The following is a 12,058-nucleotide window of genomic DNA, read 5'->3' on the forward strand; positions in this document are numbered from 1 at the left end:
TAATGATATAAACTAAACAGCAGTAGCTATCCTTAGGATAACTACTGCTGTTTTTATGTTCCCTATGTCTTATAGATATTTGTGGAAAACCATATTTGCAATTACAATGTAATTACAAATAAAATTCAAAAACTAACATGCGCTTACTATAAAATTAATACAATACTCGACGCACTACAGTCACAATAATAAAGAATCATAGGAGGATATTATGAAAACCGTAAACCTACAGGTCCGCATTAACGAAGAGCTAAAACAAGAAGTATCTAGTATATTAAAAGCACAAGGCCTATCCTATACATCCATGCTTGATGCACTATTTCGTCAAATCATTAAAGAACGTCGCATTCCGTTTGCCATTGCATTACCGACGGCACCTACAGACGAAACACCTACACAAAGCACGCTCAACAACGGCACCTACGAACAACCACAAACTACATTAAAAGCATCAGATACTATAAATACGTACGGAATACCAACAACAAAGGAAATAGAAATATCCTTTGATAAAATTGATAAAACAGGCATACTCAATATCCGTATAAACCCTAAAGTTAGGACACTAACAACAGCTATCCTAAAAGAAATGGGATTAACTATATCATTATTGATTACACTAATCTCCAAACAAATACAATTTTCAAAAGCAATTCCTAAGTCAGTAAACAAGCCTATTGCTTGTGACTCTATGAATGCAGACTTTCTTACTGACGAAGAAATCGACCAGCTACTGGAAATGGCATATATAGATATGGAACAAGGTAACTTAATTTCAGCTGAAGAACTTTTTGAGCAACTAAAGAGAGAAGGTCTTCTTTTATGAGCTATAAAGTTTTATTTAGTAAGCTTGCTGAAAAAGAAGTTAAAAATATCATTATAAATTTAAAAGAATTTACTCAAGATTTGAATCTGATTCAACAAAGACAAGCCGAAATTCGAAATGCAGTCTTTTCACTTGATATTTTCCCAGAACGATATCCTATATATAAGACTAATAATGAAATATATTATTTTCGAAAAATGGTCACTAAACATTATATTGTCTTATACTCTATAAAAAATAAAACTGTAATAATTAAAAAAGTACTAACGCAAGGTATGAATATATAAAAAAGTCGGCTTTCGCCGACTTTTTTTAATGCACTTTTATGCGTTTATGTTGTTGTTCATTGAAGACGCCATCTATGTCGAGGGTATCGAGGATGCGCTTTAGTTCATGCACATCGATTTGACCCGGTGCCGACGCTTTGCCAGCGGAGGCAAAGGTCATAGCATTACCAAATAATGCACCTGCTGCGCGTGTAACAGCCCCCAATGGTCCCATGGCCATCGTGATGATTGGGTCAGATGGATACAAGGCTTTAACTTCAGCCGTTGCCTCAAGGAGGGTTAATACATCCCCTGTTGTATGAGGCATAACAGCCATCTTTGGTACATCCGCCAAGAATTTTTTCATTTGAATGAGACGATTTACAATAACCTCGTGGCTTGGTGTACCATGGAAATCATGATTACTCATAACTATCGTTACACCATGCACCTTGGCAAACTCTATCGTTTTAAGCATTCTATCTTGATCGAAGAATAACTCAATATCGATAGCATCTACTAATCCAGTCGGAATAAGACGCTCTAGCATTGTGAAATAATCTTTGGTAGAAATAGACTTCTCACCGCCCTCACCTTTTGTGCGCCATGTAAATAGCAAGGCACGGCCTTTCAACTGAGGCTTAATGAGCATTAACAGTTCAATAATAGAGTCAATGGAGTGGGCCCGCTCGTAATAGTCAATGCGCAGCTCCACAACGTGACACGGCGTATTACATGCAACCGCAGTAGCATCTAAAATTTCTTTCATGGTTGTGCCCACAATAGGCACGCATATTTTTGTACCCTTATCACCGAGTACAGTATGACCGATACGGACCATAATAACTCCTTTCCGTCCCACACGGTGAGACAAATGACTTACCTTAAACTTAACTATATACCAATATTTTTGTAAAAGCAATCAATCAGCCTATATTGGATTGCTATTCACAAAAAACGTATGAAAGCCTGTTATTATGCACTAAAACAGTATTCTTAGATTAACGATTAACATCATTTTTAATTATATCCTACTCTTTAGGCGTTATATAAATCAGTCATATTATTCAGCTTTCATAAACCGAGATTTATTATAAAAAAAAGATACCTTATCATCAACTGCTAACGCAATTGGCAAGGTATCTTTCAAATCACCGTCAAAATATATTAATCATGTTGTACAGACATTTTCCGAGCTTGGAATCCCATATAGAGTAATAGCAAGCCTGTAATGCTAAATACATAGGATATGCCAATGTAGGTGGATACTATACTTGCAAATACAGGGCCTACCATAGACCCAAATTGTTGCGCCGTCGTTGTCATACCAAACATGCGCCCCCTAAAGCTTGGATCTGTATTCAGTGTGACAGCAGCACTCAAGGATGGGTTGATACCTACGATACAAGAGCCTATCAGTACTTGTAGGACGCCAAACCACCAAATTCCTACTGGCAAGCTTTGGAGTAAGAGAACGACACCACTACCAAGCATACAATAGGAAATCGTTCTAAAGTAGCCACGACGCTCACCAAGGCGCACCCATAAGTTAGTCGTCAAGGAACCTGCTAGTCCACCGATACTGAGGATGGTACCAGAAATAATCGCAGCCCCCTCCATTGTGCCTTGCATATCCCCTACATAAAGCGCCAAAATAGGCTGTAGCATCATAATGGCACATTGCATAAAGAAGAAAATCCACAATAGCCGTACTAATACAGGCTGTTGTTGGACTGCTTTAAAGTCCTCACGCAAGGATGTAGATTTTATAGGGTGAGTAGCTTGCTCTTTTTCATCAGCACCTACAGTATGTAATTTTGGTTCTTTTACAAAGAATAATACCGCTAAGGTAGCGATAAGTACAGCAACACCAGACACATAAAATACAGGACGCATGCCTACGATACTTTCAATGGCACCACCTAAAAATGGACCAACCACATTGCCTAAAATTAAGCCCGTTTGGAAAATACCAAGAGCGCGGCCTACCTGTTTCTCATCGACGCTGAGGGACACCATGGTCATAGCTGCAGGATAAAACCCATTGGCAAAGCCCACAAAGGCACGGCCTAGCAATAGTTCATACTCATTACTAACCATGCCAATAAGAACATAGGAAACGGCAATAGCAAAACCAGCTCGTAAGGCCATCCGTTTCTTGCCCTTATTATCCGCAATTTTACCCCATATGGGCGCCATAATACCGGCAATGAGGAAGGTAATACCAAAGACAAGGCCAGACCAAAGGGCTACATCATCCTTTGGTACACCTAATTCCAATAGATAGATTGGTAAGAAAGGAATAATCATGGTGTAGCATATAGCAAGCACAGTCATACTAGCCGTAATAATCCATACATTGCGCATGCCACCTCGAGCATTATATTCAGTTGTACTCATATTGACCTCCTCCCCATATAATCGTATAGCTTATATAGCTTGTTTAGCTCATCAAAGGTATCAAGCTCATCAAGTAACTGATCTTATTTACTCAAAAATTAATACAGATATAAAGAAGAGCCGCATACGAAACGCGACTCTTTCCATATATTACCTAACAGATAGCCATATTAATAGGTACTAACTAGTACTAATACTAATAATACTAGTGCTTATACTGAAACCTCTAGATTAGACTATCATTTATTCCGTTGGGAATTTGTGATCCATTACGTCTTGCAAGGAAACGCGTTCCATTACATGACGGAATTCATCTTGCAAATACTGCCACAACGGAGCAGTCAAGCAATCGTTAAACATAGGACATGGTTCTACATCATCTTCTAAACAAGATACGAGAGCAATAGAGTCCTCTGCAGCATATAAAATTTCATATACATTGTATTCAGATGGAGCTTTTACCAAGCGATATCCACCGTATTTGCCACGGCCACTTTTAACGAGGCCTGCTGAGGATAGACGAGATACAATCCCCTCTAAGTATTTATCGGAAAATCCTTGGCGTTCTGCAATCTCACGAATTGGTACATTTTTTTCTACACCATATTCTGCAATATCCGCCAATATCCGTAAGGCATAACGCCCTTTTGTAGATATTTTCATAAGTTAACCTCTAAGTCATTTCATAATATATTTATAGTATATCACAAATTCATACAAAAAATGGTGGGAAATATGATACACTATACATATATCGAAATATTTTATTTGGGTATTTTTTTAATTTCATATGGGAGGATGTTATCTAATGTTAGATAAACTATTTCAACTCAGTGAACGCGGTACAACTGTTAAAACCGAAATTTTAGCTGGTATTACTACGTTTATCACGATGGCGTACATCCTATTCTTGGCGCCAAACATTCTTAGTCTTGCAGGCATGGATAAAGATGCAGTCCTCATCGCAACAGCTTTAGGCGCTGGGCTCGTAACGATTTCCATGGGGTTATTCGTTAACTATCCAATTGCTCTCGCTCCTGGGGTTGGTCTCTTAGCCTTTTATTCCTTTACCGTAGTTCTCGGCATGGGCGTAACTTGGCAAACGGCATTGGGTGCGGTATTCATTTCAGGTCTCGTATTCCTCGTATTAACACTTACATCGATACGACAAATGATTGTTGAAGGCATCCCCGCCTCTATGAAGGTTGCCATTACCGTTGGTATCGGCCTCTTCATCGCTATCATCGGCTTAAAGTTATCCGGCTTGATGGCTATCTCCATTAGTTTGTCTCCAAACTCCTTAGGTCAAGTTGTGCAAACGCACGGTAATTTAGTGCCCCCTGCGTCCGAATCGCTCTTAACGCTTGGTAATTTGCACAGTGGCGAAACATTGTTAGCACTATTCAGCCTCATCTTTACAGCTCTATTGATGGCTCGTAAAATTCAAGGTTCTCTCTTGATTGGTGTGGCAGTAACAACAATTCTTTCCTACGCTACTGGCCTTTCCACAATGCCTGAGAACTTCACTGTATTGGCAGTGCCTGATTTCTCTAAAGCAGCATTCCTTCAATTAGATATTCCTGGTGCGCTCCACATGGGCTTAATCACGATTATCTTCTCCTTCACCTTCGTAGAATTGTTCGACTCCATGGGTACTTTGATTGGTACTGCTACAGAGGCGAAAATTGCAGATCCTAAATCTGGTAAATTCCCAGGTCTTGGTAAAGCGATGACTGTCGATGCTATCGGCGTTAGTGCTGGCGCATTGCTCGGTACTTCTACGATTACTGCCTTTGTTGAAAGTGCAGCAGGTGTAGGTGCTGGTGGCCGTACAGGCTTAACGGCGGTCACAACAGGCGTATTATTCTTAATTTGCTTGTTCTTGGCTCCTATCGTATCCTTGGTGCCAAATGCAGCAACATCACCTGTTCTTATCATCGTTGGTGCCCTCATGTTAGGTGCTATCAGAAATATCGACTTCGATGATTGGACAGAAGGCTTCCCCGCATACCTTGTTATCGTTTTGATGCCTTTCACATATAGCATCGCTAACGGTATCTCTGCAGGTCTCGTTGCATACCCTCTACTCAAGATCATTTCTGGTCGTGCCAAAGAGGTTAACTGGATTATGTACGTATTGGCGGTACTCGTTATCATCCGTTACGTATTCTTCTAATTAACGTATGCTCATAATTAAGCTATTGTGAAAGCTAACATTCGGTTGTTATCATCACTAATACGCTAAGAACAAAATATATTTAAAATGCCAAAAGCATAATATATGTAAATTACATATACTAAGAGAACCTATCTCCGAAGATATTAGTAAATATCTAGGAGATAGGTTCTTCTTATTATGTACTGATTTTGCTAAATGCTAATGCTCTATGATAGCAAAAATCGTACTATACATTCTTATTACGGTTTACCATTAACGAGTCGTTTTTACACCAATTAAGTCTGTACGACTTGGATCGATATCTTTTAACGGCACTACATGATCTCTATAAAAATCTGCTTCAGATGCTTTTACAGGCACTTGGAAGAACAAGAAATACGCCATATTATCCTTGTACCACGTAACACTGCGTACTAAGCCCTTATCTACATCCCCTGTATAGTGAACCTCCCCTATTGGAGTAGAGTCGCTCCAATGTACGTCATGATACTCCATTGGGATATATTCTTCAGGCCGTACAGTATCCATAGAGTAGCTCATGCGGAAGACCATCGTATGAGTTACCCAACGGCCACTGCGTTCTTGATACTCTTTACCTTGCTTCCAATATACAGTTTCTAATACATCATTGTCATAAAAATGTGTAGCATAGTATGTATAGCCAAGCGGTAAATAACTTGGTACAGATACGTCATAGGACACCTTATGAGATGCATTAATTACACCGCTAGGTAGACCGATGGTTTTGCTGGTAAGTATAGGCCACACAGAATTCGTATGTGTACGCAATGGCAACCCAATCGTTTCATAAGGAGGCCAATCTATTTCAACCTTTTGTTTAACAGGTTCTTCAATATGTTGCTCATCATTGCGGTCACCACGTAGTCGAGTATCATCAACGGCTACGTTACTCACAGGACCTACAGAGTCTACAATTTTGCTTACAAAGCTTTGGTTTCTTGAAGAAGCAAAGTAGAGCATATACACTTTGTTATCTTTTTCCCAGTAAGCAATTTGAATAGAGTCTTTTCTAGAACCTAACGTATATACAGAAATTCCATTAGGGGTAGTAAAGCTAACTGCATCCTTAGCGTTGTAATTTGTCTTTTCTAATATAGGCGTTACCACTGTATCGATAGCCCAACCCATGCGATATACAATATCTGTATTAGAGAAGGTTAATTTCGGACCAAATTCTCCATCACGGCCCGTTTCTGTATAAACGATTTCTAATACGTCATGGTCCTTGGCCTTTACATCACGTACTGCATAATCTTTAGGCATATAAGACGGAACTTGTATAGGATAGCCAAATTCCTGCGCGGTACTCTCAATATTAGTTTTAACTAAATCATAATCATCAACTTGATCATACCAACGATAACGATCAGCGAGTTTTTTATTATCATCGATGAGCTCTTTATTATCTATATCTCGTTCAACAGGAACGGTATTACCATTTTTATCTATTAACGGGTATGTAGCACTAACTGGCTGTACGCCAAAGGTGCTTACTGCAGTAGCCATCGCGGCACATAAAACAGCAGATGTTATTAGTTTCTTCATATTCTCTCCTCTTTGAGCGGTTACACACATTTTCGCTTTATTCCAAATAAATTGCTACATGAGCTATCTATTTTTTACAGGCGCCACATGTTCCTTATAGAATTCAGCATCAACTGATTTTACAGATTCTAGGAACAGTAAGGAATATGCCATACCGTCTTTTGTCCACGTAATGCTGCGAATTAGTTGTGCTGCTGGATCCCCGGTGTAAAAGACTTCGCCAGATTCACCTTGTTCAGACCATTCAAAGTCCTTATACTCAGCAGGAACATACGGTACATCTTTTACATCTTCCACTGAATAGCCCATTCTATAAACAAAAATACTACCAGAGTTTCTCTTCCCAACTCGATATGTTTGGGAATTTTTTATAAAATATACAACCTCTAATACATCATTTTTGTCTTGCCGCACTGTATAGATTTCATAACCATAAGGGATATAGCTAGGTGCCTCAACCTCATATGGAAGCTTCTGAACTGCCTCTTTTAGTTGTCCCTTAAAAGTATGAGCCTTTTGTGTATTCTCTATAGGCCAATCATGAAAGTGCCACTGTAGGGTATCCATTCTAGGCTCAACATTTTTAAAGTTATGTCCGAGCTTAAGCGTTTTAGTGGATCCAGCCTGATCTGTAGTATCAGGAGTATCTAGCGTTTCTGCTGTGGCCATTCCTACAGATAATAACCCAGCAGCAATAACAGCTAAAACCGACTTATACATTGTTTTTCTCATATTTTTTCCTCTTTACAAGCGATTACAAATTCTACCGCTATTACACAATATATTGTTCTAGATACAATTTGTATAACATCAGTTTATCCGCTAAGGAATCATTCGTTCTTTATTATATTCATCAATTGTTTTGTCTGAAATCTTCGTAACCGGATAGTTTCCTAATAATTCATGACGTGAGCTATCTATATTTTTTACAGGTACCACATGTTCCTTATAGAATTCAGCATCAACTGCTTTCACAGGTTCTAAGAAGAATAAGGAGTACGCCATTCCACCTTCCGTCCACGTAATGCTACGGATCAATTGTACTCCTGGCTTACCTGTATAATACACCTTGCCAGATTCACCTTGCTCAGACCACTCATAGTCCTTATACTCTGCAGGAATATACGCTGTATCTCTTACGGTATCCACGGAATAGCCCATTCGATAGGCCATAGCATTAGTAATAAATTTTTCCCCAGCCTGATAGATAGGTGCATTTCTTTTGTAATATACAACCTCTAGCACATCATTTCGATCAAGACGTGCTGTATAAAGCTGATATCCAAAAGGTATATAACTAGGTGCCTCAGCCTCATACGGTAATTTCTGAGTAACCTCTGCTATCCCCTTAAAGTTACGAGCACTGTCTTGAGTCATTATAGGCCAGCCTACTAATTGCATTCTTGGTATTTGTATAATTAGAGAAGCATTATTCATGTTTGGCGTAACATTTTTAGACTTAGCTGCGGCCTCAGAATTATTAATCGATACAGACTGATCAACAGTATCTGCGGATACATAGCTTATAGATACTAAACCAACAGCTATAGCAGCTAAAATGGATTTACATATTAATTTTTTCATATTCTCTCCTCATTAAGCGATTATACGCTTTATATAATGATATATTTCTTTATATATATCAGAAATCCCATTATTATTCTGTTGCTCGTGCTACTTCATAAAACCTTTATAAAATCTATCCTGTAAGTAAGTTCTCCTAATAAGAGAGCTATATTATATTTTTTGCAAAAAAATCCTACTGAACGCTATATCATAATAGAGTTCAATAGGATTGTTGTATCATTATTTAGTTAATGGCGGCATAATAGCATCTTGTTCAAGTTGTCTTCGTCTTTTAGCCGAATAATCAACAACTTTAATTCGAACTACGCCTACAGAGTTTACCATGGCTTCTGTAAAAGTAAACTCACGACCTGTCTGATGTTTCATCAATACTTGTAAGCCATGAGACTTTTCATCAATAGCCTCTAAATAGGTAGCCTCTCCACGACCCATCACACTAGAGTATACCGAGCTATATTTACATGGTATATCTCCACCTGAAACGAGGGCTTCATCGCTACCATCAATTTCAATAAATACATGTGGATTCGCTTGAATCAAACTAAACTTCTTCCCCTCATAATGGCCATGTACATAGATATAAAGTACCTCATCTATAAATTCATATCCAAAATGTAAGGGCACCACGTAAGGGTAATCACCATCCATCAGACCTAGATGAATGATACGAGTGCTACTTAAAATACCTTTAATTTCATCTATATTGGTAACCATGCGATCTTGTCGTCTCATAATAGCCTCCACCGTTTTACGTAAAATATAATCTATGTATTATTATAGCAAATTTTAGAAACCTTTTAAGGCTAAGTATTCTCTTAAAAATATGAATAATTTCTCTTTTATTCGTATATTAATAATACTATTTTTCCTATATGTCCACTGTATAAATACATTTGACTTTTTGCAATAGATACTGTATTATAAGAAAATAGTTTTATATATTCTATAGATTATAAAGGCTATGGGTATCCATGGCTTTTTTATATTTGTAGATAGTTTGTAGAAAAGAGGTCTTTACTATGTCTGATACGCATCAGTTAAAACGGGGTCTTAAGAACCGGCACGTACAATTGCTCGCCATTGGCGGTGCCATTGGTACAGGCTTATTCTTAGGCTCCGGTCGTGCCATTCACTTGGCCGGTCCATCCATTATTTTCGCCTACCTTATTACAGGTATTATCTGCTTCTTCATCATGAGAGCATTAGGCGAACTGTTATTATCCAACTTGAATCACCACTCCTTTATCGACTTCGTGGAGGATTATTTAGGTGATCGAGCTGCCTTTATCACAGGATGGACATACTGGTTCTGTTGGCTTTCACTAGCCATGGCAGACTTGACGGCCGTAGGCCTCTATATGCAGTACTGGATACCGTGGCTGCCACAGTGGATACCAGCCTTGATTGTCCTTGTCGCCTTGCTATTAATGAATTTAACAGCTGTAAGATATTTCGGCGAAATGGAGTTTTGGTTTGCCTTGATTAAGGTAATTGCCATTATCTCCCTCATTATTATCGGCATCATCATGATTTTCACGGGCTTTACTACTGATGCGGGTGTCGCCGCCTTTAGTAATATGTGGAACTATGGAGGATGGTTCCCAAATGGAACGATGGGCTTTATCTTATCATTCCAAATGGTTGTATTTGCTTTTACAGGTATCGAACTCGTAGGTCTGACAGCAGGCGAAACGGAAGATCCTGAAAAGGTTATTCCTATGGCCATCAACAACATTCCATTGCGTATTATTTTATTCTATGTGGGCTCCTTGGCTATCATCATGAGTATTTATCCTTGGACGGCCGTTAACCCATCTGCTAGCCCATTTGTAGCCGTATTTACCGCTGTTGGTATCGCAGCTGCTGCAGGCATTGTAAACTTCGTGGTACTCACCTCTGCTGCGTCTGCTACAAACTCTGGTATCTTTAGTACAGGCCGTATGATTTATGCCCTTGCTAAACGCGGTCACGCACCTAGCTCAATGCGTCGCTTAACGCATAGCAGCGTACCGTACCAAGCAACGATTTTCTCTGCAGCCGTATTATTGATTACAGTTGTACTTAACTACGTAATGCCTGAAGCAGTATTCGTTATGATTACATCTATCTCTACCTTCTGCTTCATCTTTATTTGGGCCATGATGGTTATTTGTCACCTTAAATATCGCAAGAAAAATCCTGAGTTAGCGGCACAATCTAAATTCAAAATGCCACTATACCCAGTAATGAATTATGTAATTCTCGGCTTCTTCGTTTTCGTTCTAGCTATTCTAGCGCTAAACGAAGATACGCGAATCGCCCTCTTGTTCACACCAATTTGGTTCGTTATCCTTTGGGCCTTCTACTCCATGCTTAACACGGACGATGAAGATGCTCTTGGAGAAGAACTTATCGAGATGGCTGGCGTAAAAGAAATTTACAAAAAACCGAAAAAAGACGACTCCGATGACTACGTAATCTAGTAAAAGGCGATTACATAAGTTAATAAAAGATGTCTACGTAACTTAACAAAGAGCCCGTGCATAGCACGGGCTCTTATTTTACTTCATAGTAGGGAAGTTTTGTTGTTCATATTGTTGTTGATACGCTGGAAGATTACTTGTATCTTCATCGTAGTTAAAGATTGTTTTGCTGCGATATCCACCTTGCGTAATGATGATATCGATAGAGGACGGCACCTCTTGACCAGTACGCTCTAAATGGTTAACTAGTTCTTGTAAAGCTTCAGCTTGACGCAAAGAACCAGTCATGTATTTACCTTTAGATAAACCTGTATTTCTAATCACTTGACCATTATGTACTTGGCCTCTAGTATCTACATAATAGAAACGTACAGCTGCCTTATCTCCCGTAGGCACTGCTTTAACATAAATAGTTTTCCAGTTCTTTTTAACCATAGCTTTAGTAGCGTCTGCTAATTTATTAGACAAACGTTGTGTTTCTTTATTAGTGGCTTTGGATACACCGTTTACCTGTTGAATTTCATCATTCATAGGCATTTCGATAGGTGATACCACTGGGTCTTGTTGTACCTTTTTTGCATCTGCAGGCTGAACTGCCAATACACCAACAGCTGCCATTACAGCTAACGTTGTAAGAGCAATTTTTTTCATTATATCTCTCCTTAGTCAGGTTACACTAAAACAAATTATATTTTATACAACAAATTACATTATATGTATTATATCACTTTATATCAAGTCATTCTTCTTTTCAAAACTAGTACTCTTGATT

General features: G+C 38.8%; 12 protein-coding genes. 4 read left to right on the forward strand and 8 right to left on the reverse strand.

What is annotated here, in order from left to right; genetic code table 11:
- Positions 1 to 211: 211 nt before the first annotated feature.
- Both KH364_RS01800 and KH364_RS01805 read left to right on the forward strand, forming a co-directional pair.
- Positions 212 to 826, forward strand: coding sequence for a type II toxin-antitoxin system RelB/DinJ family antitoxin (locus KH364_RS01800; protein WP_273298211.1), 615 nt, complete (start codon positions 212 to 214; stop codon positions 824 to 826).
- Positions 823 to 1,113 (forward strand): type II toxin-antitoxin system RelE/ParE family toxin, encoded by a 291-nt coding sequence (locus KH364_RS01805; protein ID WP_273298214.1) that lies wholly within the window; start codon positions 823 to 825, stop codon positions 1,111 to 1,113. Before KH364_RS01800 ends, KH364_RS01805 begins: the two co-directional genes overlap by 4 nt.
- 25 nt (positions 1,114 to 1,138) lie before the next feature.
- Here KH364_RS01805 and aroD read toward each other — a convergent pair whose 3' ends face one another.
- From aroD to KH364_RS01820, 3 genes are all read right to left on the reverse strand, one after another.
- Positions 1,139 to 1,933, reverse strand: a complete 795-nt coding sequence (aroD, locus tag KH364_RS01810; RefSeq protein WP_273298215.1) for a type I 3-dehydroquinate dehydratase — start codon at positions 1,931 to 1,933, stop codon at positions 1,139 to 1,141.
- A gap of 326 nt (positions 1,934 to 2,259) precedes the next feature.
- Positions 2,260 to 3,492 carry an MFS transporter gene (locus tag KH364_RS01815; RefSeq protein WP_273298218.1) on the reverse strand — a complete coding sequence of 411 codons (1,233 nt, stop codon included), beginning with the start codon at positions 3,490 to 3,492 and terminating at the stop codon, positions 2,260 to 2,262.
- A 243-nt stretch (positions 3,493 to 3,735) separates the two neighbouring features.
- Positions 3,736 to 4,155 (reverse strand): Rrf2 family transcriptional regulator, encoded by a 420-nt coding sequence (locus KH364_RS01820; RefSeq protein ID WP_265137892.1) that lies wholly within the window; start codon positions 4,153 to 4,155, stop codon positions 3,736 to 3,738.
- A 145-nt stretch (positions 4,156 to 4,300) separates the two neighbouring features.
- Here KH364_RS01820 and KH364_RS01825 point away from each other — a divergent pair, with 145 nt between their 5' ends.
- A complete protein-coding gene (locus tag KH364_RS01825; protein ID WP_009352228.1) occupies positions 4,301 to 5,668 on the forward strand; it encodes an NCS2 family permease in 1,368 nt (455 codons plus the stop codon).
- A gap of 255 nt (positions 5,669 to 5,923) precedes the next feature.
- Here KH364_RS01825 and KH364_RS01830 read toward each other — a convergent pair whose 3' ends face one another.
- The 4 genes from KH364_RS01830 to KH364_RS01845 form a co-directional block, all read right to left on the reverse strand.
- Complete coding sequence (locus tag KH364_RS01830) at positions 5,924 to 7,237, reverse strand: hypothetical protein (RefSeq protein ID WP_273298222.1); 1,314 nt, start codon at positions 7,235 to 7,237, stop codon at positions 5,924 to 5,926.
- Positions 7,238 to 7,300: 63 nt separating this feature from the next.
- Complete coding sequence (locus KH364_RS01835) at positions 7,301 to 7,969, reverse strand: hypothetical protein (RefSeq protein WP_273298224.1); 669 nt, start codon at positions 7,967 to 7,969, stop codon at positions 7,301 to 7,303.
- Positions 7,970 to 8,059: 90 nt separating this feature from the next.
- Positions 8,060 to 8,821, reverse strand: coding sequence for a hypothetical protein (locus KH364_RS01840; RefSeq protein ID WP_273298225.1), 762 nt, complete (start codon positions 8,819 to 8,821; stop codon positions 8,060 to 8,062).
- Positions 8,822 to 9,043: 222 nt separating this feature from the next.
- On the reverse strand, positions 9,044 to 9,556 hold the full coding sequence (locus KH364_RS01845; RefSeq protein ID WP_265137897.1) for a pyridoxamine 5'-phosphate oxidase family protein: 513 nt from the start codon (positions 9,554 to 9,556) through the stop codon (positions 9,044 to 9,046).
- A 287-nt stretch (positions 9,557 to 9,843) separates the two neighbouring features.
- Between KH364_RS01845 and KH364_RS01850 the strand changes: the two genes are divergently transcribed.
- Positions 9,844 to 11,286 (forward strand): amino acid permease, encoded by a 1,443-nt coding sequence (locus tag KH364_RS01850; protein WP_273298228.1) that lies wholly within the window; start codon positions 9,844 to 9,846, stop codon positions 11,284 to 11,286.
- Positions 11,287 to 11,364: 78 nt separating this feature from the next.
- On the opposite strand, the gene KH364_RS01855 is transcribed toward KH364_RS01850, so the two are convergent.
- Positions 11,365 to 11,937, reverse strand: coding sequence for an immunity protein YezG family protein (locus tag KH364_RS01855; RefSeq protein ID WP_273298230.1), 573 nt, complete (start codon positions 11,935 to 11,937; stop codon positions 11,365 to 11,367).
- Positions 11,938 to 12,058 lie beyond the last annotated feature (121 nt).

Origin of the sequence: Veillonella sp. oral taxon 158 (assembly GCF_018376515.1) — a bacterium.
GTDB lineage: Bacteria > Bacillota > Negativicutes > Veillonellales > Veillonellaceae > Veillonella > Veillonella rogosae.

Excerpts from the sequence above, each read along its gene's own strand:
- KH364_RS01800 (WP_273298211.1), top strand. The coding sequence starts at position 212 with ATGAAAACCGTAAACCTACAGGTCCGCATTAACGAAGAGCTAAAACAA.
- KH364_RS01805 (WP_273298214.1), top strand. The coding sequence starts at position 823 with ATGAGCTATAAAGTTTTATTTAGTAAGCTTGCTGAAAAAGAAGTTAAA.
- aroD (WP_273298215.1), bottom strand. The coding sequence starts at position 1,933 with ATGGTCCGTATCGGTCATACTGTACTCGGTGATAAGGGTACAAAAATA.
- KH364_RS01815 (WP_273298218.1), bottom strand. The coding sequence starts at position 3,492 with ATGAGTACAACTGAATATAATGCTCGAGGTGGCATGCGCAATGTATGG.
- KH364_RS01820 (WP_265137892.1), bottom strand. The coding sequence starts at position 4,155 with ATGAAAATATCTACAAAAGGGCGTTATGCCTTACGGATATTGGCGGAT.
- KH364_RS01825 (WP_009352228.1), top strand. The coding sequence starts at position 4,301 with ATGTTAGATAAACTATTTCAACTCAGTGAACGCGGTACAACTGTTAAA.
- KH364_RS01830 (WP_273298222.1), bottom strand. The coding sequence starts at position 7,237 with ATGAAGAAACTAATAACATCTGCTGTTTTATGTGCCGCGATGGCTACT.
- KH364_RS01835 (WP_273298224.1), bottom strand. The coding sequence starts at position 7,969 with ATGAGAAAAACAATGTATAAGTCGGTTTTAGCTGTTATTGCTGCTGGG.
- KH364_RS01840 (WP_273298225.1), bottom strand. The coding sequence starts at position 8,821 with ATGAAAAAATTAATATGTAAATCCATTTTAGCTGCTATAGCTGTTGGT.
- KH364_RS01845 (WP_265137897.1), bottom strand. The coding sequence starts at position 9,556 with ATGAGACGACAAGATCGCATGGTTACCAATATAGATGAAATTAAAGGT.
- KH364_RS01850 (WP_273298228.1), top strand. The coding sequence starts at position 9,844 with ATGTCTGATACGCATCAGTTAAAACGGGGTCTTAAGAACCGGCACGTA.
- KH364_RS01855 (WP_273298230.1), bottom strand. The coding sequence starts at position 11,937 with ATGAAAAAAATTGCTCTTACAACGTTAGCTGTAATGGCAGCTGTTGGT.